The following is a 24,868-nucleotide window of genomic DNA, read 5'->3' on the forward strand; positions in this document are numbered from 1 at the left end:
GGTGCCCTCTCTACGGCCAATCCTCGGGAACCAGCGCGGGTGGCTTGGTCCACGGCTGCTCCACCAACGCATCCTGGAACCACTGCTCGCGCAGGTTTGCATGCTCGGTGACGATCAACTGAAAGCCGGGGACGTCCTCCTGGGTGAACTTCAGTAGCAGCTCGAACAACCGACGCACCGCATCAAGGTCGGCGTCGGCTTCAGTGTTCTGCACCGAGCCATCGGCGTCCTTATAGAGCTGCTCGGACGGGAAGTAGACCTGGGTCGGCTGATCGATCAGCAAGAAGCGTGGAATCGGGCGATTGTTCTGGGCTGCGAACAGATGCAGGGCGAGTAGTGCCGACAGGTGATAGGCCAAGTGATTTTCACCGCCACCGGTTCGGCCCATCGGGACTGGACGCTCGGGTCGATCGAAGATGATCGTCAGCTGCGGCAGATTGAGCCGCGCAGGGTAGGGACCGAATTCGGCGTTGAACTTCTGGATGTACCGCGACACCTGTGCGGAGATGTTGTTGAGGATCGAAGTCAGGCGTTCGTTACTGTCGTCGGCACCGATCTGGTCCTCAAGCTGCTTCACCTTGTTGCTGAGGCGGCGATTTTCCGCTTCCAGCTTGGCAAGGTCCTCGTTCGGGAGGAGGGTTTCCAGGAACAGGCTGATCCGGCCGATCACGCGCGCGGCGGCGTTGTTGCGGGTTCCCATCTGGGCGATGACCTCGTTGGCCGAGATCGCCGCGGATAGCTCTGCTTCCTTCTGCTTGATGTTGCCCGCGATCTCGTCCGCTTTGCCGGCCAGTTCGGTCAGATAGGCTTCGAGTTTCGGGCGCTGGCCAGTGGCGATGCGCAATTCCTTGTCGAGCGATGCCAGCTCGTTGAGCAGGACGACGGCGACCGGGGATTCCAGCGCCAGGTTCCGTTCGCTGAATGGCCACTGCCATTCGCCGCTGTCAGGATTCTTCGGCAGCGCCTTGATCGAGGCCAGTCGGTCTATCTGTTCGGCGGCCTCGCTTTCGTAGCCGCCCGCCCGCTTGGCGAACTGTCGCGCCGCGTCGATCCTGGTCTGGGTGTCGCGGCGATCCTGGCGCAGCTGGCTCAGTTCTTCTTCCAGAAGCGAAATCCGGCTACCGTCGTCGTCGGGCACCGTTTCGGGCTTCCACGACAGCGTTGACCTCAACGCGTCGATGACGCCGTCGGCACCCGGGTTCCCGTCGGTGTGGCCGATGACACCGACCGTCCGGGCTTCCGAGTAGAGGCTGATAGCCTGCTCGTGTGACGTATCGACGGTATCGCGTGCCTGTTCCAGCTTCTTGTTGCTGATCCTCAGGTCCCGTTGCGTCGTACGTAGCCTGGATTCCAGTTCGTATCGGTCGTGGGAGGACACGCCGAGCAGAATCGGCAGCGTGTCGCGGATTGCCTGTGGCTGGAACTGCTCGTTCTGGCGGTAGAAAAGCTGGTCCTTGTTGGCAACCAGCCCCTGCTTCTGGAACAGGTAATAGAACGTGTGCTTGACGTTCGCATCATAGCTGTCGCGACTGTGTTCGAGCGGGACATCGGTACGGTTCTCGGGAATGCCAAGCAAGCGTGACAGCAGTTCGCTGATGCTGTCGTCATCGGTGTTGACCGCCAAATCCCTGAGCTCGAGAGCCTGCAATTGGGCACCCCTTCGCAGCATTGCCGTGCTGCAACTGGCACCGCCGCCAGGTGGCGTCGGCTTGGCGACCAGCACCTGCTCCTTCTCGAACTGGTAGATCACAGCGAACCAGGCCACCTTGTCGCGGATGACGCCTTCGGGGACGTTGAACGTGGAGCGCCCCATGCAGTATTCGATGATGTCGGAGAGCGCGGACTTGCCGGTGGAGGAGCGACCAGTGATGACGTTGAGCCCGTCCACCTTGAACCGGAGGTCCCGGCGCTGGCCGTCATGGCTGTAGATGTGGATGGATCTGATCTTCATGGACGAATTCCGAAAGTCGTATAAACGGTCGCCCGGTCGGCGATGCGTGCGAATTCTTTTCCGACGATGCGTGCCACTTTCTGGCAGGCGACGGTCTCGTCGGTTCCGTCGATGGCCTTGCGTACCTTCTTGGGCACGGTCTGGATGCGGCCATTTTCCGCGACGGCGATGCAGCCTCTTTCCATCAGCAGACCGAACCCCTCGAAGGCATAGGGCAGCATCTGCGTGACCCTGTCGGCGAAGCCCACCATGACCTGCTGGTTCTTCTCCGTGGTCTTGAGCAGGTAACTGCGTGGACTGCCGGCGATCACCTCACGCGAATCCTTGTGCAGGCACAGGGGCAGCACCAGCAGCGACAGCGAGAAAGGCATGCCGCGGGCGTCTTCTTCCTCGTAGCCATGCAGGGCGCGGAACAGGATCAAGCCGCAGAAGGCAGGGTTGAACAGGTTCCGAATCTCGAAGGGGCGCTGATCCCATCGTTTCATGGGGCCACCCCCAGCACTTTACTGAGATGGTCGAGGAATCTGGGGTGCCAGTAGACCCTAGGTTCGGGCGCGGCATCCGCCAGGATGTGGAAGCTGCCGCGAAGGACGTAGGGCTCTGTGACCCGTGCGCGGATGCGCAGGGATTCGATCTTCCCAGTCTCGAACTCTGCCCAGTTGTAGAGGGTTGCACCAGCTTCGCGAAGCGCGTCCTCGGCGCTGTCTTCCCCCACTTTCTCGAAGGCGACATCCTTGTAGCGGTTCCACTCGTCGGCCAGGCGGTCTTCGTATTCCTCAACTTCTCCCGACACCAGCAGGTTTTCTCGTGCCCAGGCCGACCGCTGCTCGAACGCCCGGTAGTAGTCCAGAATCGCGCTCCTGATCCGGTTGGAGGAAATGCCGATCTCCCGCAATTGCGCCACGAACAGGCGCGGATCGGTATCAGTGTCGATCTCGTCGGCGGGCATTTTCCCGCGGAAGGTGATGGGGAGGTTGCCTGCCTTGTATTCCTCGGCGAAGTTGGACAGCTTGTCCGAGACTTCGTAGCCGAAGATTCCTTCCGCCTTGGCGCCGGTCAGCTGGTTGATCACTGCGTCAGTCCACCACCCTTCCAGCCGTTCGAAGACGAACTCGCGGTGCTCGCGCCGGATGCTTCGCATGTGTTTGTCCCTGATACTTGCAGGGATGTCGCTGATACGCGGACTGCCGCCGAGGATCAAGATGCGTTCGAGAAAATCCCGCTTCTCGGTGTCACTCAGCTCGTTGAACGCCGTGGCGATCGGAGCGATGAGTTTCGACGTCGACTTGGCGAGTGCGGCATCGGCCAACTCGGTCAGCGTGGCCGCTTCGCCGGAGGCGACAGGCTGGTCGGGAAGGAGGCGAGCAAGAAACGAGTCGGCCGATACCGTACCGGTGGTGAACAGGAAGAACCGCAGGTTCGATGCGGCACGGCCATCGCGTTTATATCGCACCAACCATATGTTGACGGACTTCCAAAAGTCAGTCGATAAGTCGGTCAGCCTGTCGCCGATCGCCTTGTGCTTGAGAGAGGCCAGGGACTTGCCGCCGACACTGTCGACGAAATCGAGGTCGTCGTCCTTTTCCAGGAAGACGGCGGTGTCCTCAGGCAACTGCAGCAGATGCAGCAGGGCGAGACGTGCCTGGTAGATGTATCCCAGGCCCTGCTCGCCGGCTGAAAACTTATCGGTGGATGCCTCGGCCATGCCCAAGTCCTTATGTCCGCTTCTTGTGGGCGGGTTCGGCGGCATAGCATGGGAGGGCGCAGCCTTCGTTGCGCCATGGCGTACTTTGCTTCGATTCCCCTGTGACTACGGCCGCAAACCAAGTGCCCAACGCCTGCCAGTCGCCAGCCATGGTAGCAAACTAGCCAAGTTGGCTTTGGATATGCATTTTCGGCAACGTTGGCCCCATTGTTTCGAAGTATGGAAAGCGAGAGGCATGAACGACACGGCAGGAACCCGACAGCATCCCAACAGGGGTTTGGCTGAAATACGGTCGGCCTTCAACCGCCGCATCCTGTTCGACCTTCTTGCAGATAGGATCGGTAGGCGTACTCGATCAGGTCGCGTACCAGTTCGAGCAAGCCGCTCCACGGCAGGCCGTCGAATGGATCACCGTGCGCAAGCGAGTTACGAACCTCGGCGAGAGTTGGTCGCGAGGCATTCCCGCTGTTTGATTCGCCCTGTGTCGCCCGGCTGTGGCGTAGCACGGGGATGATGGAACCGCCGTAGCGTTGCGTGAAAGGGAACTGGGCATCCGTGAGGCCGTCGCTATCCACCAGGTATTTGAGCAGATCGTGCAACTTGGGTGTCCGCCTGCGCTTTTGTTGGTTACCTGCCTGCGCCGGTCGTTGGCAGAAGAACCCGCCATACCGGTCTGTCAACGCGAGTTCGAGCGCGGTCAGTGCGACCAGTTCGCCGGCTTTCACCAGATCCGCATCCAGCCACGCCAACACGTAGAGTCGCTGGGCACGGCGGAACTTGTCACCGACGATGCGCGGTATGGCGGGGTGCAGTCCACGGTCTGCGATGAACGTCTGCCATTCCTGGAAGTGGTGGAAGACGAGCAGGGCGGCCGGATTCCCCGGTTGAGGCCACGACATGACGAAAGGCGCTTCGTTGCGGTCGCTGGTGAAGGAGGCGATGTCAGGGAGGGTCGCTGTATCCATAACCGTTGTATCCAGCTGCAAAAACCATCAGTGCGATAGCGTCCCGCCGTCCCGCCGTCCCGCCGTCCCGCCGTCCCGCCGTCCCGCCGTCGGGCTCGCGGGCTGCGCCCCGCGCCTCGTGCCGAGTCGCGGCCGTCCGGCTTTGATCCCTGACGCCCCCGGCCCTTGGCGGGCCTGCGCGCTCCGCTTACCGGTGTTGTGGCGTAGTGGGGGGCGGTCTTGCTGTTTCCCTTCACGGTATCACGGCGTTCTCGCCGTCAAGGGCTGCGCGTGCCTGCACGCTTGCGGTCGTAGCCGTCTTCGACCCCTGACTGCTTGCGCTGCGCCGTGAGGGCACCGGTTCCGGGCAATGCCGCCCGAGCAACCGGAGCACGATCATGTCGCACTTTTCTTCCCCTTCCGAGTCCTCACTGCTGGTGCGCGACACACGCGGTCGCTATCTACCGGCGACGGCGGACCAGATCCTGACGGCCGCGCGCCAGGTCGTCGACCACAAGATGCAGCGCGGTGCCAACTTCGGTTCGCCGATCGACGTGAAGGCGTATTTGAGCGCCAAGCTCGGAGGCCTGGACCACGAGGTATTCGCAGTGCTGTTCCTCGACAATCGCCATCGGCTGATCGAGTACGTGGAGATGTTCCGCGGCACGCTCGACGGCGCGTCGGTGCATCCGCGCGAAGTGGTCAAGGAAGCGCTGCGGTTCAATGCGGCGGCGGTGATCTTCGCGCACCCGCACCCGAGCGGAAACTCGAATCCCAGCCAGGCGGACAAGGCGATCACTCGCCAGCTCAGGGAGGCGCTGGCACTGATCGAGGTGCGCACGCTGGATCACATCATCGTCGCCGGCAACGACACAGTGTCGTTCGCCGAACTCGGGCTGCTGTGACCTAAGGGGGCTTCGGCCCCCTTTTTGCGGCGTCCATTGTCGGTCGGCGGTTTTTCTTTCTTCGACGCGGACAAGGCGTCGCCCGGGCGACGCCGGGCCGCGCTGTCATGCTGCGCATCGAGCCGCCATTGGCGTCTCGCCCATGCGGCATCCATTGCTGACGCCTTCGGCCCGGCTCTCTGATCCGGGCCTACGCGCTTCGCTTGCGTGGGATCTGTGCCACTCCGGCCGTTGCCGTGTGATCCGCCTTTCCTGACTTCATCCCCTTGTCCGCGACTGTAGCCCGCGGCCATGTGCCGTCAAGGCGCGCCGGGCCGAGTCCTCGGCTACGCCTGCGGGCCGCACCACCCCGGCGCTTGTTTCCTTGACGGCCCCCGGCCGCGCGCTCCTGACCGTCGCGGACGATGAACTCAGGAAAGACGGTGGCGACGAGGCCGGCCCAGGTCTCCGCGCCGCCCCCACCGGAAGTCCAAAGCGGGCTCCGAATCTAGGAATCCGGTGGGGGTTCAACAACCAACCCCTTGTCAGGAGAACGACCATGCTTGCTTCCCGTTTCGCATCCCATTCCCCGGTGCTGCGCTCGGAATATCCCTTGTCGGATGACCAAATCCGCGCCGTGGCCCCGTCCATCTACGCGGACGCCCCGCACCAAAGCCGCTCGCAGCGGTACGCCTACATCCCCACCGCCGCCGTGCTGACCGAACTGCGCAAGGAAGGGTTCCAGCCCTTCATGGTCACGCAGACCCGCGTGCGAACCGACGACCGTCGCGACTTCACCAAGCACATGTTACGGCTGCGCCACGCCAGCCAAATCAACGGCCGCGAAGCCAACGAAATCATCCTGCTGAACTCGCACGACGGCACCAGCAGCTATCAGCTACTGGCAGGCATGTTCCGCTTCGTCTGCAAGAACGGCCTCGTGTGCGGCGACACCGTGGCGGACTTGCGCGTGCGGCATCAGGGCGACGTGGCCGGACAGGTCATCGAAGGGGCTTACGAGGTGCTGCACGGCTTCGACCGCGCGCAGCAATCCCGCGATGCCACGCAGGCCATCACGCTGGATAACGGCGAGGCCGAAGTGTTCGCTCGCGCCGCACTGGCCCTCAAGTACGACGACCCCGCCAAGCCCGCACCGATCACCGAAAGCCAAGTGCTGGCCCCGCGCCGTTTCGACGACAACCGGCCCGACTTGTGGGGCGTGTTCAACCGCACGCAGGAAAACCTCTTGCAGGGCGGCTTGCTCGGCCGCGCCGCCAACGGCCATCGCCAGCGCACGCGACCTGTGCAGGGCATCGACCAGAACGTGCGCCTCAACCGCGCGCTGTGGCTACTCGCCGAAGGCATGCGCCAGTTGAAAGCCTGAATCCCCACGCAGCAGGGGCAGGCAGCAGCCCTTGCCGCTTCTCTCGCTGCTGCGTCCCAACCGTCAGGAGTCACCACCATGAACGCCGTCACTTAAACCGAAGCCATCGCCATCGAAACCGCCACGCCGCTGGAAGTGGCCGACCCGACCAAGAACCTGATCTTGGTTCCGCTCTCGCAGTTGCTGCCGCGCCGCTCCAGACGCAACGCGCGCACGACCCCGCGCCTGTCCATCCCCGAACTGGCCGCGAGCATTGCCTGCGTCGGCCTGCTGCAAAATCTCGTCGTCATCCTCGCCGCCGATGGCGAGCAATACGAAGTGGTCGCCGGGGATCGCCGTCTCTCCGCGTTGAAGCTGCTGGCGAAGAAGAAGCGCATCGCCGCCGACCAAGACGTGCCATGTCTGCTGGTGTCCGATGCGTCGGCTCGTACCGTCAGCCTCGCGGAAAACCTGCTGCGCGAGCAGATGCACCCCGCCGACCAGTTCGAGGCGTTCGCCGCGTTGGTCAAGGAAGGTCGCCCCATCGAGGACATTGCCGCCGACTTCGGTGTGTCCCCGCTGGTGGTGCAGCGACGTCTCAAGCTCGCCAATGTCTCGCCGCGCCTGCTGGCCGACTACCGCGCCGGAGCCGTCACGCTGGAACAGTTGATGGCCCTGACCATCACCGACGATCACGCCACGCAGGAAGCTGCGTTCTACGGTGCGCCGGAATGGCAGCGCGGCGCATCCGCGCTGCGCGAGCGCCTGACCGAGCGCGAAATCGACGCCATGCATCCGCTGGCGCGCTTCGTCGGGCTGGACGCCTATACGATGGCAGGCGGCGGCATCCGCCGCGACCTGTTCGCGGAAGGCGATGCCGGAACTTACCTCACCGACGCCGCACTGCTGGAAACGCTGGTGCGCGGCAATCTGGACGTACTGGCTGAGGCAGTACGCGCCGAGGGCTGGGCGTGGGTGGAGGCCGTCCCGCACATGAGCCACGCCGACCGGCAGGCGTTCCAGAACGCGCCGCGCCAGCGCCGCGAACCGACCGCGCGCGAGGGCCGCCGCATCGCTTCGTTGCAAACCCGCCTCGACAAGATCGACGCCGAACTGGAAGAAGCCTACGACGCCGAGGACGGGGACAAGGTGGAAACGCTGGAACAGCGGCGCGAACAGGTGGGAAGCGAATTGCAAGCCATCGAAGAAGCCTTGCAGGATTACGCCCCAGACGTGCGCGCCGTGGCCGGCGCCATCGTTACCCTCGACCGCGAGGGCGAGGTCGTCATTCATCGCGGGTTGCTGCGCGAGGCCGAGGCGAAGGCACTGCGCACGCTGCATCGGTTGCGGCAGGGTTTCGCGGAGGGTGGAGCCACGAACGAGGACGAAGGCGACGCCGACGACAAAGTACCCCAGTCTGTGAACGTCTCCGACCGGCTGGCGCAGCGGTTGAGCGCCCACCGCACGGCGGCACTGCAAATCGAAGTGGCACGGCACCCGCAGGCGGCATTGGCGGCGCTGGTGCATGGCATGGCGCAGACCGTCCTGCAGAATGGTACGGACGGCGACTGCTTGCCGCTCGGCGTGCGCCTGACCGTGCAGGACAGACTGGAAGGCTTGGCCCCGGACTGGCCGGAATCGCCTGCCGCCGTGGCGCTGCGTGAGTTGCAGCAGGCATACGGCGAGCAGCTACCGGAAGACAGCGCCGAATTGTTCGCCGTGCTGCTGGCGAAACCACAGGACGAGCTGGTTCGACTGCTGGCGGCGTGCGTGGCGGCTGCGGTGGACGTGGTGACGTCGCGTGCCACACAACACCAACCCGGCACAGAACTGGCGCAGGCCGTCGGGCTGGACATGGCCGCATGGTGGAAGCCGACCGCAGACGGCTATTTCCGCCATGTCTCCAAGGCCGTGCTCTTGGAAGTGGTGGCACAGTTCGCGCCGGAACACGTCAACCGGCTGGCGAAGCTCAAGAAGGCCGACATTGCCAGCGAAGCCGAACGGCTGGCCGAGGGCACTGGCTGGATGCCGGCCGTGTTCGAGACCGGACACGACACGAAGCCGCAGGAAGGCGCGCAGGGAACGGCGAACGAAGCGGATGCGCTGGAAGAGGCCACCGAGGAGGAGGCAACCCACGCGCTGGCCGCATGAGATAGCCGCATGGCCCCGGCGCAGTGCGCCGGGGTTTCTTCTCAAAACCGGGCGCGGCAGGTCTGCCGCGCCCGGTTTCAACATCCAAGGCAAAAATCGCCTCGTCGCCGCCTTCGACCAGGCGGCGACGAGGCGGCACGCACATGCCTTGTGCGTGGTACGGCAATCGGTTGCCCGCTGAGGCGGCAAGGTTTGATGGCGTACCCCGCCGCGTTGGGCGGGGCAGGTGGGGCTACGCTCCGACTTGCTGCGGCAGGTTGTGCGAAAGCGTGCCGTCCTCGACGCTGACGGTTCGTTGTCCGCACGTCACGAAGGACGGATCACCGACACGCCGCTCGGCCTTGCCATGGAGCTTCCACACCACGCCTCAACCATGTTGCCGCAAGCTGTGGCTGGGGCGTTCTCGCTCGTCGTTGGGGTGTTGACCTTGTCTGCGTTAGGGAACGAGCCGGTGAAGCCGTCCCGCGGCGATGCCGAGTCGGCCACGGCTCCTTTCGGGGGAGGTCGTCCCATGCGTCCTTTAGCTGTTGTGCATCCTGGCGGGAGCACGGCTGCGCCTCGGGCTTCATGGCCGCAACCGTTCGGCGCAAACAATTTCTCCTGCGCTGCGCGCATTCCTCGCCCGGCAAATTCTTTGCGCCTCCCAGTCCTCCACGTACGTTGCGGCCGCTGCGCGGTGCGGCCAGCCCGTCCCCCGTCGGTCGGATCACAACAAGGACGCATGGGGCGACCTTGTTCAACCCGAAAGGAGAAACATCATGGCTAACATCGGCACCTTCACCGCAGAGAAAGACGGCTTCACCGGCACGGTTCGCACCCTGACGCTTAACGTCAAGGTCAAGTTCGTCCCCAACGACAAGGGCAGCGAGAACGCCCCCGACTTCCGCATCCAGGCGGCCGGCGGCTACGACATCGGCGCGGCGTGGAAGAAAATCAGCCAGGCCGAGCGACCGTACCTGTCCGTGACCCTCGACGACCCTTCGTTCCCGGCGACGATCTACGCCCGGCTGATCGAGGAAGACGACAGCACGCACAACCTGATCTGGTCGCGCAGCAAGCCGGCGGCCTGACGGCCGCCCACAGCGCCCCGCCCATTGCGGCGGGGCGCTTTTGTTCTAGGAGTCGGAAGCCGCCAGGCGGCCTTCCGTCTCCGTCATCAAGTCAGCCGAGCTGCATCCGAGCGCACGGGCAATCTTGAGGATGAGCACCAGTGTCGGCATGTGCTCACCACGCTCGATCTTGCCCAGATGCGAGCGCTCGATGCCTGCCTGATTAGCCAGATCTTCCTGAGCTATGCCGCGCTCCGTGCGCCGCGCGCGCACGACCGCCCCGAACGCCTTGGCCGGCTCCGCCTCGAATGTCGTGGCACCGGCCGGGCGGCCGCGCTGGATGGAACGCTTCTGCATGAGCAGAAGCGTCGATTGACACGCCAATTAAAACCACGTTAAAGATAACTCAGTAATGACTTTTAGACTTACCATGTCAGCCGCTTTGGTCTCGGCGTGGCCAGCCGGATCGACGCTTTTGTGGGTTCGAGGATTTTCGCGAATGCGCATCGGTGGCTTTGCTGAGTTCCACAAATCCGCATCGGTACTTGGGTGCTTCGACGGATGTGCGGACATGCGCATTCGTGCTTCTGCACGAATGCTCGGAACCGGATCGGTGGATACCCGCATCCGTTCAAAAGCGCATGTACGCCTTGGTAGTTGGGTGCGGTTTTGCACCGGCGTTGGCACAAAGAAAACCGGTATTCCGGTGGAGCGATCCTTGCTGGAATAGTGACGATGAATCCCTTCATCACCGACGACGAACGTACGCAGCTGCTGGCTAACGGCCAGACCCGCACCACCGCGCAGGACTTCGATCCGCTGCCGGTGGTCAAGCTGTTTACTCCGGACGCACACGCGACCTGGCTGCTGGTTGCGCTCGATCCCGCCGATGGCGATACGGCTTGGGGTCTGTGCGACTTGGGTATCGGCATGCCCGAGCTAGGCACGATCCGGCTGTCGGACCTCGCGGCCATCGTTGGCCCGTTGAATCGGCTGGTCTTGCGCGATCAGTATTTCCAGCCCATGCGCACGCTGTCGGAATATATGCGGCTGGCCCGACTCAACGGGTCGATCCTTGACTGATCGGACGCACTGCCTGCGGTGGCGGGCCACCGAAGGTCAGCCAGGCCCAGCGTACTGTCTCGATTTCCGTCTAGCTTGAGACCTGATCCGCATCAATCGCGATTGCTGCGCCATCGAGGTGTAGACCAGACCGAAAGAGTCGCTATCGCACGCTCGATCTTGTGCACCGTGTCCGGTGCGGCGCCCGAAAAGCAGCACGCGCCGCCGTCGCACCCGGACGAGCCACGTAACACGCCGGAGCCAAATGGTCTTGATTTTCTCAGAGTCTCGCCTATCGACATGATGCTTTGGCGATAGCGCACTGGTTTACGGATGCCCGTGGCGATGTCCTGCCGATCGACAGGAGCCCGCACCATGACCGATTCGCATGAAGCCTGGCATCCCAGCGTCGCCTACCTGTACGTGCTGCACCTGGACGGTCCGGCACTCGCTTGGGAATACCTGCGGCGCCATCCCGACTATCGTCGCGACTGGTGGCACCACCATCGCCGCGGCGATGCCGTAGCACGGCGCTGGGGCTTGCATGGGCTGGAGAATCCCGCCCTGGATGCGCGCGACGCGCATCCAGCATGGTGTCCCGAGCCGGCCGGTGTTGTGCAGCTCCACCCCGACCTCGCGTCGACGCCCGATGCGACACCATTTGATCTCTGGCGCATGGTCGGCCACAAGCACCTGTTCCATGATGGTCAGCACTTGGCACTGACCGTCTGGGTGCCGGGTCGATGGCAGCACTTTGCACTCGCGCCTGCCCTGGCGCATGGCATGCCCTATGTGCGTGCCGTTCACTCCAATGATCCCGAAATATCATTTCCTGCGGACGAGCATGCGCCGTGGGCCTGGTGTGTGGCCCGGCCTGGCCGCACCACACTGTTGGAGGCGCACACCTTGCAGGCGTTGGATGGCGTGCTGGCGGGTGCCACGCTGCGTGAGATGGCCGAGGTGCTGTACGGACTGGCGGCTGTCGCGGCCGACTGGCACGCCGACAGCGCGTTGCGCGCTCGCGTGCGTCGGCTGGCACAGCGCGGCACCGTGCTGATGCGCGGCGGCTATCGTCGCCTACTCCAGCACGCCCCCGCTGCACAGGGACGTTTGCACGTCCCTGCAAAACGTCCCTGAGCAAGCTGCCGATCTTTCCCGAGACTGCCTCCATCTGGTCGCGCCACGGCGGCCGGTGCTCTCAACCGATGGAGGCTCACCCCATGCGACCCGCTCTTGTGCGGCCCTATGCCGCCCACACCGCTGCCCCACAACCCGCCGCGACCGCCCAATCGGCGCGCTATCTGACCAACGACGAAGCCGCCCACTACCTGAGACTGTCGCCGCGCACGCTGGAAAAACAGCGCGTGATCGGTGGGGGGCCACGTTTCCGCAAGTTCGGCCGGCGCGTCATGTACGCCGTCACCGACCTCGATGCCTGGGCCGATGCGCGAAGCTTCGAGGCCACGTCCGATCCCGAGTACGCCGAGCGGCACTCGGCCGACAGCCGTGCGCGCTGACTGGCGGTGCGTGGGCGCCCCTCGCCATGTCCCGATCGGCACGCGAACAGCTCACGCTGTTCCGCGCGTTGCCGGGCGACATGGCACCGCGCGACAGTCAGGACCTGATGGCGTTTCCGTTCTTCTCGCTGGCGAAGTCGCGGCGCACCGCGCCGATCGACTTCCACTCCGGTGGCGTGACCGTGCGCGTGGAGGGCACGCAGGAACACGGCATCGCCACGATCTGGGACGCCGACATCTTGATCTGGGCCGCGAGCCAGATCGTCGAAGCCCGCGACGCCGGCATCCCGACCTCGCGGCTGATGCAGGCCACGCCCTACGAGATCCTGCGCTTCATCGGGCGCGGTACATCGCTGCGCGATTACCAGCGCCTCAAGGCCGCGCTGGATCGCCTGCAATCGACGACCGTGGCCACGTCGATCCGCGAGGCGACCGGGAGGCGCCTGCATCGCTTCTCGTGGATCAACGAATGGAAGGAGCGCGCGAACGCCAAGGGCGTGCCGCTCGGTCTCGAACTGATCCTGCCGGACTGGTTCTACGCCGGTGTGCTCGACGCCGCCCTGGTGTTGACCATCGATCCGGCGTACTTCCGGCTTACCGGCGGCATCGAACGCTGGCTGTATCGCCTCGTGCGCAAACACGGTGGACGCCAGGCCGGCGGCTGGCAGTTCGACTTCGCGTACCTGTATCGCAAGTCCGGCAGCATGGCGCGCTTCTACGATTTCGCCGCCGACCTGCGTGCGCTGGTGGCGAAACAATCCTTGCCCGGCTACGTGCTCGGCATCGAGTGGATGCCCGACCGCAAAGCGGAGCTGCTGACCTTCCGGCCCGTGCCGTACACGGCACGGGGATAACTCGGGGACAAGCGGTGAACAGCCTCGTGCTATCAGGCAACCGAACTATCGTGCTATCGGGCAACCCATCCTCGTGCTATCAGGCAACAAAATCGGCCACAAACCCAGTCATCACGCGGGTTTGCGCGGTCTCTAACTTTTCTAACCTAAAAACACTAACGGGTAGTAGCGCCGCGCCGTTGCAGTGGACAACTGCCGAAGCGCAAAAGCAACGGCGACACCAACAGCCCAAACCGCCGTATTTTCTAGGTCGATCAACGAGTCGTTTTCCGTCATGGAGAACCGTCGCATGATCGTCGCTCTGCTCAACCAGAAAGGTGGCGTCGGCAAGACCACGCTCGCCACGCACATCGCTGGTGAGCTGGCGTTGCGCGGCCAGCAGGTCATCCTGCTCGATGCCGACCCGCAAGGCTCGGCGCTGGATTGGACCCAGCGACGCAGCCAGCAGGGTCTGCCACGGCTATTCAGTGCCGTGGGCCTCGCACGCGAGACGCTGCACCAGGAGGCGCCGGAGCTGGCGCGCCGCAGCGATCACGTCGTCATCGACGGGCCGCCACGCATCGCCGCGCTGGCGCGCTCGGCGCTGCTGGCAGCGAACCGCGTTTTGGTACCAGTGCAACCGAGTCCCTACGACCTGTGGGCGAGTGCCGAGATGGTGGCGCTGGTCCACGAGGCACAAGTGTTCCGGCCACAGCTCGCCGCCGCCTTCGTCATCAACCGGCGCGTCAGCACCACCGTCATCGGCCGTGAGGCGCGCAGTGCGCTTGCCGAACAACCGCTGCCATCGCTGCAATCGGAAATCCGTCAGCGCATAGTCTTCGCTGATAGCGTGGCGGCCGGTCAGCTCGCGCGCGAACTGGCGCCCGACAGCGTCGCTGCACGCGAGATCACGGCGCTGACCGACGAGCTGCTGCGGTGGTTGTCATGAGCCATGCACGTAGCAAGCGCACCGCCATCGGCGCACGTCCGCCGACGAATCCGCACGCCGAGGCGTGGATTCGCCAAGGCGACGGCGCCGACCTTCAGAAAGGCGACCTTTACACGGCACGTCTGACGCTCGATATCACACCTGCGCTGCGCGCGCGCATCAAGGTCTCGGCGTTCACGCAGGGCGTGACGGTGGCCGAGCTGCTGCGCGCACTGCTGGAGCGCGAGTTCCCGGAGCACACGCCATGAATGCATCTTCTCAAGTGGCAGCGGTCGCGCCGCCGCCATTCGCAGCGCTCGTCGATCACGAGCTATTGACTAGGGTCTCGCTCGCTTACATCGCGCATCGTCTCAACCTCTATCTGCGCTTCGGTGAACCGGCGTATCACGTGCAACGTGACCGTTGGCGGCGCGTGGCGGCGTTCTGGCCAGCGTCGATCTTCTGCCGCATCCGCTGGGAGGCCAACAAGTACGGCACGGTGCGCTGGCAGCTCATGGTGATGCAGACATGTACGTCGATGGATGCCGCGCAGCGCATCCCCGGTGTGTGGCCGGGCGCGTGTCTGCTGCTGCACGCCGAAGGTGAACGCATGGTTCGCCTCGTGCTGCCGCTCATCGACGCCATCGAGGCATTGGGCATCGCGCCGGTCGACGTATCGCCTGCTTACTGGCGCATGCTGAACAACCGGCTCGTCGCGCGTGGGCCGTTACCGATTTACACCGCCGAGCGGCACGCCGCCTGGCTGGCGGGGAGGGCGTTGTTATGACGGTCATTCCCGCCACCGACGCGGTGCCGCGTCCCCGCTTGCGCCAGCGCGCTCGCCTCGTCGTGGTGACACTGGCCGCCGCCGGCTTCGCTTCGCTGGCTTGGGCGTCCTTCGTGTCGCCGCTGCCGCGTCTGGTGTACAACCCGTCCGACAGCGTGGCGGTCGGCTGGTATCGTGTCGATCCGCTCGCACGCCATGCCGGCTCGCTGTCACCTGCGATGCACGTCGGCAGCATTGTGCTGGTTCCGTTGCCGGCCACCGCCGCCGCACTGGCGGCGCGGCGCGGCTACCTGCCATTGCGCATCCCGCTGCTCAAGCCGATTGCTGCCGTCGCGCCGCAGCAGGTATGCATCGCCGAGGGCATTGTGCGCATCGACGGCGTGCCGGTGGCCGCTGTGTTGCGCATTGATGGGAGGGGCCGATCGCTGCACGCGTGGTCGGCCTGCCGGCGTCTTCGCCCTGACGAACTGTTCCTTCTCAGTACGACCAATCCGGCGTCGTTCGACAGCCGGTATTTCGGACCGGTGCGCGCCGATACCGTGCTCGGTGTGGCGCATCCGGTCTGGCTGGAGAAGCGGCCATGACGCCGCTCGACGTCGTGCATGTGGACCGGCGTTATGCTGTGTCGCCGCAGCGTCGCCGTGCATGCAGCGCGAGCGCATCCGCGCCGCGCTCCGCCCGGTATCCGCTGCGACATGCCGACGTGTTTTCCCCCGTGCAGACGGCTTGCCCCGAACGCGCCATGCCGATGGCATGGCAGGCGCTCGCCGGCGTGCAGGCTGCGCATCGCGCAGCGTCGCCGGGGCATCGCGTCCCCGTGCCGTCAGGCCGGGGAAAGATGCAGGGCAAGATTGAAGGGTGCGGCACCACCGTGCGCACAAAGCGTGTCTGCACATGGGGGTGGCGCGGCACGCGCCGGTACGCGGCACCGTGCCGCGAGTTGGAGCAAGGTCAGGCCGGCTCAGGAGATTTCGCGTGCCTGATACCCGCTGGCGCGATGGTCTTGGATGGAGCTTGCCAATGAGCCGACGCAGCCGCTCGGACGGCGACGACCGTTTCCGCCTCCGTCCCGGCGCGCCGAAGCAACGCGGCGATACATTTGTCGCCCAGGTGTTGCGCCAGACGAGTAGGGCTGCCAACGCCAGCGGCGACCGGCGCGGCAAGACACCCGGCTCGCGACTGGGGCGCGGCCATGTGGCGGCCCGGTTCACCGGGCAGTCGCTGTCCGCAAACTCGCGGCGTGCCACCGTCAAGGTCCGGCTCGTGTATTTGAAGCAGGCCGGCGCGCGCTCGACTGTCACGCACCTGCGCTACATCGAGCGCGAGGGCGTGGGCCGCGACGGTGAGCCGGGCAGTGCATACAGCACGGCGACGGACGAAGCCGACCTGACCGCATTCGAGGAACGCGGACACGACGACCGGCACCAGTTCCGGTTCATCGTGTCGCCCGAGGACGGCGCCGAGCTGGGCGACCTGCGTACCTACACGCGCCACCTGATGACCCGCATGGAAGCCGACTTGGGCACGCGGTTGGACTGGGTGGCGGTCGATCACTGGAACACCGACAACCCGCACACCCACATCGTCCTGCGCGGCAGGGACGACACCGCCCGCGACCTCATCATCTCGCAGGCGTACCTGACTCGCGGCCTGCGCGAGCGCGCTGCCGAACTCGCCACCGAATGGCTGGGGCCGCGTACCGGACAGGAGATCCAGCGTGCGCTCGCGCGGGAAGTCGAGCAGGAACGCTGGACCGGCCTGGACCGCACCTTGCAGCGCGAAGCCGTCGATGGCCAGGTGCGTGTCGAACGCCTCAACGAGCCCCGGTTGCACCGTCAGCGCGAGATGTTGATCGGCCGCCTGCAACACTTGCAGCGCATGGGGCTGGCGAGCCAACCGCAAACCGGCGCATGGGTGATTCACGTCGAGGCCGAGCCAACCCTGCGGGCGATGGGTGAGCGCGGCGACATCATCCGCACCATGCAGCGGGCGATGAGCGGCAGGCAGCGCGAGCTGGCCGTATTCGAGCCGAGGGAGGACGGCCGCGTCATCGTTGGACGGGTCGCCGCCAAAGGGTTGGCCGACGAGCTGTACGACAAGGGTTATCTGATCGTGGATGGCACGGACGGCAAAGCGCACTACGTGCCGCTGCCGCCGCGGTCGGAACTGCAGCGATACCCGGCCGGCAGCATCGTCGAGGTCAAGGGGAGCGCCGGTGCACGTGCCGCGGATAAGACTATCGCTGCACTGGCCGTCGATGGTCTCTACCGCACCGACCAGCATCTGGCCGTCGCCCAAGGCCCGATTGCGCCCCACCGCGATCCGCACGAAGTGGTTGCCGCGCACGTGCGCCGGCTCGAAGCCTTGCGCCGCGCCGGCATCGTGGAGCGCATCGCCGAGGGGCTGTGGCGCGTGCCCGGCGATCTACCCGAACGGGGCCGCCAATACGACAGCCGGCGCCTGGGCGGTGGCATCGCAGTCGAACTGAAGTCACATCTGCCCATTGAACGACAGACCCGCGTGATCGGTGCCACCTGGCTGGACCAGCAGTTGATTGGTGGCGGCAGGGGGTTGGGTGACATGGGCTTTGGTGGAGAGGTGAAGGACACGCTGCGCCAACGCGCCGACTTCCTGGTGGAGCAGGGGCTAGCTGAACGGCGCGGGCAGCGAGTGATTCTGGCGCGCAACCTACTGGCGACGCTGCGCAGCCGTGAGTTGGCGAAGGCCGCGCGTGACATTGCGGCCGAAACCGGCCTGGAGCATCGGCCGGTGACCGACGGACAGCGCGTGGCCGGTGTCTACCGGCGCAGCGTGCTGCTGGCCAGCGGGCGCTGCGCCATGCTGGACGACGGCGTGGGATTCAGCTTGGTTCCGTGGAAGCCGGTCATCGAACAGCGGATAGGGCAGCAGATTGCAGTAACGGTGCGCGGCTCGAACGTGAGTTGGGAGATTGGTCGAATGCGAGGCCCTTCGGTTGGATAGCCTCATCATTGGCGACTTGGCACATCAGCCAGTGGCCAATGGGCGGCATGTGACCGGCATCTGTTGGTGCAGCGTCATGCTTGCCAGTTGACGCGATGCCGTACTCGATAGATGGCATCGAGTTCAGCCCGGTACCTCGGAGTCCGGTGATCGAGCAACGGTTGAGGTTGCGCGTTTTGGCAACCGTACGGCCAACCAGACCCGTATTTCGAGTGCGCTGGTCAGGGGCCCGTTGTTCGACTTTGCGCCGGTCATCAACCAATACCTACAGGTGCATCCGCAACGCATCGACAACCAACGGGAAGGCTGGGGGCAGCTGCCGGCGGCTGGGGTAATACAAGTGATAGTCCGGGATCAAGGAGGACCCCAGTCTTCCAGCACCCGTACCAATTGCCCTTCTTCGATGTGACCTGCGGCCATTCCTCGAAACTCGGACCGGGGGCGACGTCTCGCAGCTGTCGCTGCTTTGGTATCGCTGGATTCGCCGGCACCTATGGCAGAGTGATGCCAAAGCCACACGCGTACGCCGCGCATCGACGCATTGGCTGCGGCATAAGGCCGCTACATATCAGGCCGAGGATGGCACACCCATCCATCACATCCAGCAAAACCTGCGTCACAGCTCCATTGGCACGACGTCGATCTACATTCATGCGGAAGAAGATGCACGCTATGCCAGCACCACGAAAACTCGCATCGAGACATCATTTCTTTCTGGAGACGTGCCATGACTGAACCCCGCCGGTCGCTTTGGCATGAGACATGCGTTCAAGGCCGTCAAGTTGCCCGCATCAGAGTGGCCAATCGGCAGGAATTTCAACTCCCATACACACGAATTGGCACACACTTTCACCGTTGCGTCTGGCAACTCGTTGTTGGGACAACCATATGACTACTTCACGCAAATCAATACTTTCGGCGTTGGGCTCTCTGGCGCTCGCTTTAGCCCTCAGTGGTGTCGTCGTGGCCCAGGACAGCACGCCTACAAGCGGCATGGACAAGATGGGTGCCATGCACTCGGACATGAAGGGTATGCACGGCAACATGATGGGCATGCACATGATGCCGGCGACCGTGACGGCGGCAGATGCGAAGACGGGCATGGTCGACGTTACTTCCGAAGGCATGGCTTTGAAGGTGCATTTCCCGCCGGCCGCGATGGCCAACCTGAAAGCTGGTGACAAGATCACCTTGCACATGGGCTTCAGCAAGCCGTAAATCATCTGGATCCATATCCAGAGTTGAGAGTGTCGGGTCACACGGTTAAGCTGCGCCGATGACGCTCTCACTGCGCCAGCTCGCCCGCTCACGTCGCCTTCGCGCGATGGGCGTGCTGGCGTGGCTGATGCTGGTCGTCAATGCCGTCGCTGCCGCGCCAATGGGTATGCACGCCATGGCCGGTACCGATGCGACGGGGGCCACGTCGGCTGTCATCGACATACACTGCCATGATGCAGCGTCGATGCCGATGGTGACGGGAAACGACACAGGTTGTGCTGACCGGACCGATTGCTGTGGCGGCATGGCCGGCAATCAATGCACTTGCGCGGCGATGTGTGCCGCCGCGCTGGCGCCGATCATGGCGGTTGCGATTGGCCCAATGGCGTTCGCTGCGATTTACGCCACGCCGCGTTTGCTCGATGCACCCGCGCTGGCGGCCGCGCCGCCGTTGCGCCCACCTGCCGTCTGATTCCCCCTCGCTGTTGGCCGGATGTGCTCGCGTGGTCGTTGCCGATCGCGCAATGCCCCGGCTGCGATCGGTAGCGGATGGTCGAACACCCACGCTTTTTGCCCTGATGCAAATTGTTTTCGCTGTGGGGGTTGCGAGCCGGCTTGTTGAGGTTGCCTGCGGGCATGTGGGAGAGACCCATGAATCCATTTTCTTCGTCGCCGCCTGATCTGTCGCGGCGCCGCTTTGTGCAAGGCGTTGCCATCGGCGGCGCTGTAGCTGGCCTCGGCTTGCTGCGTCCGTCGAATGCCTGGGCATTGACCAGTCCGGGTCAACCCACCGTGCTGAGTGGTACCGACTTCGCTCTGGACATTGCCGAGACTGCGGTGAATTTCACCGGCATCCCGCGGCCGGCGACCACGGTCAACGGCAGTGTGCCGGGGCCGTTGCTGCGCATGCGCGAAGGCAGCACGGTCAACCTGCGCGTGACCAATCGTCTGCGCGTGCCGACGTCCATCCATTGGCACGGCATCATCCTGCCGTTTCAGATGGACGGCGTGCCCGGCCTCAGTTTTGCCGGCATTGGCCCCGGCGAGAGCTTTCTCTACCAGTTCAAGCTGCGGCAAAGCGGCACCTACTGGTATCACTCGCACTCGGGTTTCCAGGAGCAGAACGCGCTGTACGGGCCGATGGTGATCGAACCGACCGGCCCGGAGCGTTATCCGACCGATCGCGACTATGTGGTGATGCTCAACGACTGGACCGACGAAGATCCGGAGCGCATTTACGCCAAGCTCAAGAAGCAGAGCGACTACTACAACTTCGCCCAGCCGACCGTGCCGGACTTCTTTCGCGACGTGCGCGACAAGGGGCTGAGCCAGGCCTTGGCGATGCGCAAGATGTGGAACGAGATGCGCATGAATCCGACCGATCTCGGCGACGTTTCCGGCTACACCTATACCTATCTGATGAACGGCACCGCGCCGTCCGGCAACTGGACCGGCATTTTCCGGCCCGGTGAAAAGATCCGGCTGCGCTTCATCAATGGTTCGTCGTCCACCATCTTCGACGTACGCATTCCCGGCTTGAAGATGACCGTGATCGCGGCCGATGGCCAGGACGTGCAGCCGGTGCCGGTCGACGAGTTCCGCATCTCAGTGGCAGAGACCTACGACGTTATCGTCGAGCCGCAGGACGAACGCGCGTACACGTTATTTGCCCAATCCATCGATCGCACCGGCTACGCCCGCGGCACGCTGGCGCCGCGCGTCGGCATGCACGCCGAGGTGCCGGCCATGGACCGGCGCGTGTGGCTCGACATGCAGGACATGATGGGCACGATGTCGATGGGCAACATGGATCACGGTGCCGGCGGAAGTGCACACGCCGCGATGCCTGGCATGGATCATGGCGACATGGCGGGAATGCCAGGTATGCCAGGTATGAGTGAAGGCGCGGTACCCGTCGTACGCCACGCACGCACTGAATACAGCCCCGGCGTCGACATGCATGTGAACATGCCGCGCACCAACCTCGACGATCCGGGCACCGGCCTGCGCGACAACGGCCGGCGCGTACTGACTTACGCCGACCTGCACACCATCGGCGGCCCGATCGACGCGCGCGAACCCGGCCGCGAAATCGAGCTGCATCTGACCGGCAACATGGAACGCTTCATCTGGTCGTTCGATGGCGTGAAGTTCTCCGACGCCAAGCCGGTGCACTTCAACAGTGGCGAGCGCCTGCGCATCGTGCTGGTCAACGACACCATGATGAACCACCCGATCCACCTGCATGGCATGTGGAGCGAGCTGGAAAGTCCGGACGGCCAATTCCAGGTGCGCAAGCACACCATCAACGTGCAGCCGGCGCAGCGCATCACCTATGCCGTATCCGCTGACAATCCGGGCCACTGGGCCTACCACTGCCATCTGCTGTATCACATGGAAGCGGGCATGTTCCGCGAGGTGGTGGTGTCGTGAACATGCATCGTCCCAACACCTCAACTGTTCCGCACCGCTCGATATTGCTGGCCGCGCTGCTGCTGGCGTTGCCGCTGGCGGCCAAGGCGCAGAGCGCGCCCGCGTCCAGCAGCACATCATCGATGGACACGAGCTCCATGCCAGGCATGGGTCACGGCAATATGTCCGGTATGACCATGCCGGCCACTGCGGGCAGCATCTCGAAACCGGCGACAAAAGCGCCCGCCAAGAAGGCCGGAAAGAAGTCCATCCCGGCCCCGTCGACTCCCGCTTCCCACGACGTGGACGATATGAATGGCATGGATCACAGCACCATGCGAGGCATGGACCACGCTGCGATGTCGGCCATGCCGATGCCTGCCAAGTCTGCCGCATCGACGACACCCACCGGCGACATGTCGGGGATGGGTCACTCGTCGATGCCCGGCATGAGCCCGGGAGCGATGCAAGGGATAGATCACAGTGGGATGGCCGGGATGGATCACGGTGCGATGCCAAAAAAAGAGCCAGGAGACATGGCCGGCATAGGCGCCATGCCGGGCATGACGATGGGGCCGATGCAGGGTGGCAGCGCGCCAGCGGATGCACGCAGTGACGACTATTCCGACGGTGTCGCAGGCAGTCCCGTACAGGGGTTGCACATGCACGGCAGCACGCCGTTTGGCATGCTGCTGATCGATCAACTGGAAGCGTTTCACGGCCGTAATGCCAACGGCCAGAGCTGGGAAGCCGAAGGCTGGTACGGCAACGACGAGAACAAGTTGTGGATACGTACCGAGGGCGAGCGCAGCCGCGGCAAGTTGGAAGATGGCGACCTCGAAGCGTTCTGGAACCACAACATCGCCACGTTCTGGAGTACTCAGCTGGGCGTGCGTCAGGAGCTTGGTGAGGGACCGAACCGCAGCTGGGCGGCCTTCGGTGTGCAGGGCTTGGCACCGTACTGGTTCGAAGTGGAGGCGACTGGATACGTGGGTGCCAACGGCCGCACGGCGGCGCGCCTGCGGGCCGAGTACGAGTTGTTGTTCACCCAGCGGCTGATCCTGCAGCCGGAAGCCGAGATCAACCTGTACGGCAAGAATGATCCGCAGCGCCGGATCGGCAGCGGCATCTCCGACGTGCAATTCGGACTACGCCTGCGCTACGAAATCCGTCGACAGTTCGCGCCGTACATCGGGGTGAGCTGGGTGCGCCGCCTCGGCACCAGCGCCGACTATACGCGGCAGGATCATCAACCCGTTTTCGACCGACAGATCGTTGCCGGTGTCCGCATCTGGTTTTGAGGAGAAACGTCATGAAGCAACACATCAAGCATTACAGCATCACGGTTGCCGTTGTTCTGGGCATGCTGGCCATCGGCGCTGGTGCGTTCGTGTACTCCGGCATCTACAACATCGGCGCCGACGACCATCACACCAAGCCTGTGTTCGCGGTAATGCAGGCCCTGCGTGAAAACTCCATTCATGCGCACTCCAAGGACATCGTCGTGCCTGACCTCACCGACCCGCAGTTGATACTCAAGGGGGCCGGCCAGTACGCGGCCATGTGCACCCAATGCCATCTCAAGCCCGGTATGAAAGACTCGGAAATCCGCCCCGGTCTGTACCCGCAGCCACCGAACCTGTCGCGGGTACGGGTCGAGCCGAAGGAGGCGTTCTGGGTCATCAAGCACGGCATCAAGATGAGCGCGATGCCGGCATGGGGTGGCAGCCATGACGACCCAACGGTGTGGAGCATGGTCGCGTTTCTGCAGAAGCTGCCCGACATGACGCCGGCGCAATACAAGGACATGGTGGCCAGGGCTCCGGCAGATCACGACATGGACATGGATGAGGAGGGCGGTCACAGCCATGGCGGGGCGGCCGATGATGACGCCCACGGTGCTGCTGACATGAAGGGCATGGAGATGTCCGGTGATGCCGGTCACAGCCATGATGCGGCGGCAGAAGACAGCCACGATCACGCAGCAGCTACCGCCCCTGCGACCGAAGTCCCGTTGTCGCTGGATGGGATGAAGCCGAAGGCGGTACCAGAAGCCGAGGCCGTGGCGAAAGCGCTCCATACGGCCTTGCAGCATGGCGATCGAACGGCGGTGCTTGCCCTGTTGGCGCCCGATGCCACCATCAGCGAGGGTGGCCGCGTGCAGTCGCGCGACGATTACGCGGACGGCCACCTTGGCGAGGACATCGCGTTTCTGAAGGACGCCAAGATTGCGTTGGTCACGTTGGGTTCGATGCCGATGGGCGATACCGCCATGGTCGGCAGCGAGAGCGATATCCAGGCCACGGTCAAGGGTAAATCGACCACACTGCGCAGCCGCGAGTTGCTTACCCTTGGGAAAGACGGCAAGGCTTGGAAGATCGTGTCCATCCAGTGGCAATCCGCACCGCTACCGGGAGAGTGACCGTGAAGCGAAGGGGCATCTCAGCCATGAATGCAAGAAACGTTTTGTTCGCAGCCATCTCCGTTGTTTCCTTCAGCGCGCTTGGTGCCTGCACCCGCCCCGTCGATGCGCAGTCCAGCCAGCGAACCCCTGCGACAATGGGTGACGCGACAGCAATCCCACCGGACGCAACGCTCCCGGTCATGCTGGTACACAAAAGCGCCACGTGTGGTTGTTGCAGCGCATGGGTCGATCATATGCGGGCCGCCGGCTTCAGGGTCGATGTGCGCGATGTCGACGACCTCGATGCGGTGAAGGCCCGCGTCGGCATTCCGGCCGGCAAGGGCTCGTGCCATACCGCCGAAGTGGGCGGCTATTTCGTCGAAGGTCATGTGCCGGCGCCGGACATCAAGCGGCTCCTGGCCGAGAAGCCCGAAGCCAGGGGGCTCGTCGTTCCGGACATGCCGGCCGGATCACCGGGCATGGAGCTGCCTGACGGCCGCGTCCAGCCCTATGTCGTCGAGCTTGTCGCCCCCGACGGCACCACTTCCGTCTTCGCTCACCATGCGTATTGATACGTCGATCGACGTCAAGCCATTGCCATCGTCATGGGAGGATGCATGAACACCCACCATCACCACACGGGCGCCGACAACCACGGACATCACACCCACTCCGGCG

At 64.2% G+C, this 24,868-nt stretch carries 27 protein-coding genes; 22 read left to right on the plus strand and 5 right to left on the minus strand.

Going from position 1 to position 24,868, the window contains the following annotated elements:
- Nucleotides 1-10: 10 nt before the first annotated feature.
- The 4 genes from AC3WJB_RS10655 to AC3WJB_RS10670 all read right to left on the minus strand — a co-directional run bounded on the left by AC3WJB_RS10655 (nt 11) and on the right by AC3WJB_RS10670 (nt 4,621).
- Nucleotides 11-1,951, minus strand: coding sequence for a DUF3732 domain-containing protein (locus AC3WJB_RS10655; protein ID WP_492681377.1), 1,941 nt, complete (start codon nt 1,949-1,951; stop codon nt 11-13).
- A complete protein-coding gene (locus AC3WJB_RS10660) occupies nt 1,948-2,436 on the minus strand; it encodes a three component ABC system middle component (protein ID WP_492681379.1) in 489 nt (162 codons plus the stop codon). The genes AC3WJB_RS10655 and AC3WJB_RS10660 overlap by 4 nt, the downstream gene beginning before the upstream one ends.
- The gene (locus tag AC3WJB_RS10665) at nt 2,433-3,656 is read right to left on the minus strand and encodes an ABC-three component system protein (protein WP_492681381.1); all 1,224 of its coding nucleotides are present in this window, start codon (nt 3,654-3,656) and stop codon (nt 2,433-2,435) included. Before AC3WJB_RS10665 ends, AC3WJB_RS10660 begins: the two co-directional genes overlap by 4 nt.
- A gap of 299 nt (nt 3,657-3,955) precedes the next feature.
- Entirely contained in the window at nt 3,956-4,621 is a 666-nt protein-coding gene (locus AC3WJB_RS10670; RefSeq protein ID WP_492681383.1) for a hypothetical protein, read from the minus strand.
- 377 nt (nt 4,622-4,998) lie between these two features.
- Here AC3WJB_RS10670 and radC point away from each other — a divergent pair, with 377 nt between their 5' ends.
- From radC to AC3WJB_RS10690, 4 genes are all read left to right on the plus strand, one after another.
- On the plus strand, nt 4,999-5,505 hold the full coding sequence (gene radC, locus AC3WJB_RS10675) for a RadC family protein (RefSeq protein ID WP_492681385.1): 507 nt from the start codon (nt 4,999-5,001) through the stop codon (nt 5,503-5,505).
- Nucleotides 5,506-6,043: 538 nt separating this feature from the next.
- Complete coding sequence (locus AC3WJB_RS10680) at nt 6,044-6,868, plus strand: DUF932 domain-containing protein (protein ID WP_492683168.1); 825 nt, start codon at nt 6,044-6,046, stop codon at nt 6,866-6,868.
- Nucleotides 6,869-7,003: 135 nt separating this feature from the next.
- Nucleotides 7,004-8,998: a ParB/RepB/Spo0J family partition protein gene (locus tag AC3WJB_RS10685; protein WP_492681387.1), complete on the plus strand. Its 1,995-nt coding sequence runs from the start codon at nt 7,004-7,006 to the stop codon at nt 8,996-8,998.
- Between the two features lie 758 nt (nt 8,999-9,756).
- Entirely contained in the window at nt 9,757-10,068 is a 312-nt protein-coding gene (locus AC3WJB_RS10690; RefSeq protein WP_492681389.1) for a DUF736 domain-containing protein, read from the plus strand.
- A 45-nt stretch (nt 10,069-10,113) separates the two neighbouring features.
- Here AC3WJB_RS10690 and AC3WJB_RS10695 read toward each other — a convergent pair whose 3' ends face one another.
- Nucleotides 10,114-10,404 (minus strand): helix-turn-helix domain-containing protein, encoded by a 291-nt coding sequence (locus tag AC3WJB_RS10695; RefSeq protein WP_395117799.1) that lies wholly within the window; start codon nt 10,402-10,404, stop codon nt 10,114-10,116.
- Nucleotides 10,405-10,546: 142 nt separating this feature from the next.
- On the opposite strand from AC3WJB_RS10695, the gene AC3WJB_RS10700 reads away from it, so the two are divergent.
- The 18 genes from AC3WJB_RS10700 to AC3WJB_RS10785 all read left to right on the plus strand — a co-directional run bounded on the left by AC3WJB_RS10700 (nt 10,547) and on the right by AC3WJB_RS10785 (nt 24,762).
- The gene (locus AC3WJB_RS10700; protein WP_492681391.1) at nt 10,547-10,777 is read left to right on the plus strand and encodes a hypothetical protein; all 231 of its coding nucleotides are present in this window, start codon (nt 10,547-10,549) and stop codon (nt 10,775-10,777) included.
- Between the two features lie 5 nt (nt 10,778-10,782).
- The gene (locus AC3WJB_RS10705; protein ID WP_492681393.1) at nt 10,783-11,130 is read left to right on the plus strand and encodes a DUF2958 domain-containing protein; all 348 of its coding nucleotides are present in this window, start codon (nt 10,783-10,785) and stop codon (nt 11,128-11,130) included.
- Nucleotides 11,131-11,484: 354 nt separating this feature from the next.
- A complete protein-coding gene (locus AC3WJB_RS10710) occupies nt 11,485-12,246 on the plus strand; it encodes a DUF2285 domain-containing protein (RefSeq protein ID WP_492681395.1) in 762 nt (253 codons plus the stop codon).
- An 83-nt stretch (nt 12,247-12,329) separates the two neighbouring features.
- A complete protein-coding gene (locus AC3WJB_RS10715) occupies nt 12,330-12,626 on the plus strand; it encodes a helix-turn-helix domain-containing protein (RefSeq protein ID WP_492681397.1) in 297 nt (98 codons plus the stop codon).
- A 26-nt stretch (nt 12,627-12,652) separates the two neighbouring features.
- Nucleotides 12,653-13,480, plus strand: a complete 828-nt coding sequence (locus tag AC3WJB_RS10720) for a replication initiator protein A (RefSeq protein ID WP_492681399.1) — start codon at nt 12,653-12,655, stop codon at nt 13,478-13,480.
- A gap of 289 nt (nt 13,481-13,769) precedes the next feature.
- Nucleotides 13,770-14,408: a ParA family partition ATPase gene (gene parA / locus AC3WJB_RS10725; RefSeq protein ID WP_492681401.1), complete on the plus strand. Its 639-nt coding sequence runs from the start codon at nt 13,770-13,772 to the stop codon at nt 14,406-14,408.
- Nucleotides 14,405-14,656, plus strand: a complete 252-nt coding sequence (locus AC3WJB_RS10730; RefSeq protein ID WP_492681403.1) for a chromosome partitioning protein ParB — start codon at nt 14,405-14,407, stop codon at nt 14,654-14,656. Before parA ends, AC3WJB_RS10730 begins: the two co-directional genes overlap by 4 nt.
- On the plus strand, nt 14,653-15,174 hold the full coding sequence (locus AC3WJB_RS10735) for a DUF2840 domain-containing protein (protein ID WP_492681405.1): 522 nt from the start codon (nt 14,653-14,655) through the stop codon (nt 15,172-15,174). The genes AC3WJB_RS10730 and AC3WJB_RS10735 overlap by 4 nt, the downstream gene beginning before the upstream one ends.
- The gene (locus tag AC3WJB_RS10740) at nt 15,171-15,758 is read left to right on the plus strand and encodes a S26 family signal peptidase (protein ID WP_492681407.1); all 588 of its coding nucleotides are present in this window, start codon (nt 15,171-15,173) and stop codon (nt 15,756-15,758) included. Before AC3WJB_RS10735 ends, AC3WJB_RS10740 begins: the two co-directional genes overlap by 4 nt.
- A complete protein-coding gene (locus AC3WJB_RS10745; protein WP_492681409.1) occupies nt 15,755-16,198 on the plus strand; it encodes a hypothetical protein in 444 nt (147 codons plus the stop codon). The genes AC3WJB_RS10740 and AC3WJB_RS10745 overlap by 4 nt, the downstream gene beginning before the upstream one ends.
- Nucleotides 16,195-18,156 carry a DUF3363 domain-containing protein gene (locus AC3WJB_RS10750; RefSeq protein WP_492681411.1) on the plus strand — a complete coding sequence of 654 codons (1,962 nt, stop codon included), beginning with the start codon at nt 16,195-16,197 and terminating at the stop codon, nt 18,154-18,156. The genes AC3WJB_RS10745 and AC3WJB_RS10750 overlap by 4 nt, the downstream gene beginning before the upstream one ends.
- 479 nt (nt 18,157-18,635) lie before the next feature.
- Nucleotides 18,636-18,887, plus strand: a complete 252-nt coding sequence (locus AC3WJB_RS10755; protein WP_492683170.1) for a tyrosine-type recombinase/integrase — start codon at nt 18,636-18,638, stop codon at nt 18,885-18,887.
- 157 nt (nt 18,888-19,044) lie between these two features.
- Nucleotides 19,045-19,374: a hypothetical protein gene (locus AC3WJB_RS10760; protein ID WP_492681413.1), complete on the plus strand. Its 330-nt coding sequence runs from the start codon at nt 19,045-19,047 to the stop codon at nt 19,372-19,374.
- Between the two features lie 106 nt (nt 19,375-19,480).
- Nucleotides 19,481-19,846 carry a hypothetical protein gene (locus AC3WJB_RS10765; RefSeq protein ID WP_492681415.1) on the plus strand — a complete coding sequence of 122 codons (366 nt, stop codon included), beginning with the start codon at nt 19,481-19,483 and terminating at the stop codon, nt 19,844-19,846.
- Nucleotides 19,847-20,025: 179 nt separating this feature from the next.
- Nucleotides 20,026-21,807 carry a copper resistance system multicopper oxidase gene (locus AC3WJB_RS10770; RefSeq protein WP_492681417.1) on the plus strand — a complete coding sequence of 594 codons (1,782 nt, stop codon included), beginning with the start codon at nt 20,026-20,028 and terminating at the stop codon, nt 21,805-21,807.
- Between the two features lie 2 nt (nt 21,808-21,809).
- On the plus strand, nt 21,810-23,087 hold the full coding sequence (locus AC3WJB_RS10775) for a copper resistance protein B (RefSeq protein ID WP_492683172.1): 1,278 nt from the start codon (nt 21,810-21,812) through the stop codon (nt 23,085-23,087).
- Nucleotides 23,088-23,098: 11 nt separating this feature from the next.
- The gene (locus AC3WJB_RS10780) at nt 23,099-24,208 is read left to right on the plus strand and encodes a c-type cytochrome (protein WP_492681419.1); all 1,110 of its coding nucleotides are present in this window, start codon (nt 23,099-23,101) and stop codon (nt 24,206-24,208) included.
- 137 nt (nt 24,209-24,345) lie between these two features.
- Complete coding sequence (locus AC3WJB_RS10785) at nt 24,346-24,762, plus strand: DUF411 domain-containing protein (RefSeq protein ID WP_492683174.1); 417 nt, start codon at nt 24,346-24,348, stop codon at nt 24,760-24,762.
- The last annotated feature ends 106 nt before the right edge of the window (nt 24,763-24,868 follow it).

The organism is Rhodanobacter sp. FW510-R10, assembly GCF_058781105.1.

Bases quoted from the DNA above. Each gene is read 5' to 3' on its own strand.
- AC3WJB_RS10655 (WP_492681377.1), bottom strand. From the start codon at position 1,951: ATGAAGATCAGATCCATCCACATCTACAGCCATGACGGCCAGCGCCGG.
- AC3WJB_RS10660 (WP_492681379.1), bottom strand. From the start codon at position 2,436: ATGAAACGATGGGATCAGCGCCCCTTCGAGATTCGGAACCTGTTCAAC.
- AC3WJB_RS10665 (WP_492681381.1), bottom strand. From the start codon at position 3,656: ATGGCCGAGGCATCCACCGATAAGTTTTCAGCCGGCGAGCAGGGCCTG.
- AC3WJB_RS10670 (WP_492681383.1), bottom strand. From the start codon at position 4,621: ATGGATACAGCGACCCTCCCTGACATCGCCTCCTTCACCAGCGACCGC.
- radC (WP_492681385.1), top strand. From the start codon at position 4,999: ATGTCGCACTTTTCTTCCCCTTCCGAGTCCTCACTGCTGGTGCGCGAC.
- AC3WJB_RS10680 (WP_492683168.1), top strand. From the start codon at position 6,044: ATGCTTGCTTCCCGTTTCGCATCCCATTCCCCGGTGCTGCGCTCGGAA.
- AC3WJB_RS10690 (WP_492681389.1), top strand. From the start codon at position 9,757: ATGGCTAACATCGGCACCTTCACCGCAGAGAAAGACGGCTTCACCGGC.
- AC3WJB_RS10695 (WP_395117799.1), bottom strand. From the start codon at position 10,404: ATGCAGAAGCGTTCCATCCAGCGCGGCCGCCCGGCCGGTGCCACGACA.
- AC3WJB_RS10700 (WP_492681391.1), top strand. From the start codon at position 10,547: ATGCGCATCGGTGGCTTTGCTGAGTTCCACAAATCCGCATCGGTACTT.
- AC3WJB_RS10705 (WP_492681393.1), top strand. From the start codon at position 10,783: ATGAATCCCTTCATCACCGACGACGAACGTACGCAGCTGCTGGCTAAC.
- AC3WJB_RS10710 (WP_492681395.1), top strand. From the start codon at position 11,485: ATGACCGATTCGCATGAAGCCTGGCATCCCAGCGTCGCCTACCTGTAC.
- AC3WJB_RS10715 (WP_492681397.1), top strand. From the start codon at position 12,330: ATGCGACCCGCTCTTGTGCGGCCCTATGCCGCCCACACCGCTGCCCCA.
- AC3WJB_RS10720 (WP_492681399.1), top strand. From the start codon at position 12,653: ATGTCCCGATCGGCACGCGAACAGCTCACGCTGTTCCGCGCGTTGCCG.
- parA (WP_492681401.1), top strand. From the start codon at position 13,770: ATGATCGTCGCTCTGCTCAACCAGAAAGGTGGCGTCGGCAAGACCACG.
- AC3WJB_RS10730 (WP_492681403.1), top strand. From the start codon at position 14,405: ATGAGCCATGCACGTAGCAAGCGCACCGCCATCGGCGCACGTCCGCCG.
- AC3WJB_RS10735 (WP_492681405.1), top strand. From the start codon at position 14,653: ATGAATGCATCTTCTCAAGTGGCAGCGGTCGCGCCGCCGCCATTCGCA.
- AC3WJB_RS10740 (WP_492681407.1), top strand. From the start codon at position 15,171: ATGACGGTCATTCCCGCCACCGACGCGGTGCCGCGTCCCCGCTTGCGC.
- AC3WJB_RS10745 (WP_492681409.1), top strand. From the start codon at position 15,755: ATGACGCCGCTCGACGTCGTGCATGTGGACCGGCGTTATGCTGTGTCG.
- AC3WJB_RS10750 (WP_492681411.1), top strand. From the start codon at position 16,195: ATGAGCCGACGCAGCCGCTCGGACGGCGACGACCGTTTCCGCCTCCGT.
- AC3WJB_RS10760 (WP_492681413.1), top strand. From the start codon at position 19,045: ATGACTACTTCACGCAAATCAATACTTTCGGCGTTGGGCTCTCTGGCG.
- AC3WJB_RS10765 (WP_492681415.1), top strand. From the start codon at position 19,481: ATGGGCGTGCTGGCGTGGCTGATGCTGGTCGTCAATGCCGTCGCTGCC.
- AC3WJB_RS10770 (WP_492681417.1), top strand. From the start codon at position 20,026: ATGAATCCATTTTCTTCGTCGCCGCCTGATCTGTCGCGGCGCCGCTTT.
- AC3WJB_RS10775 (WP_492683172.1), top strand. From the start codon at position 21,810: ATGCATCGTCCCAACACCTCAACTGTTCCGCACCGCTCGATATTGCTG.
- AC3WJB_RS10780 (WP_492681419.1), top strand. From the start codon at position 23,099: ATGAAGCAACACATCAAGCATTACAGCATCACGGTTGCCGTTGTTCTG.
- AC3WJB_RS10785 (WP_492683174.1), top strand. From the start codon at position 24,346: ATGGGTGACGCGACAGCAATCCCACCGGACGCAACGCTCCCGGTCATG.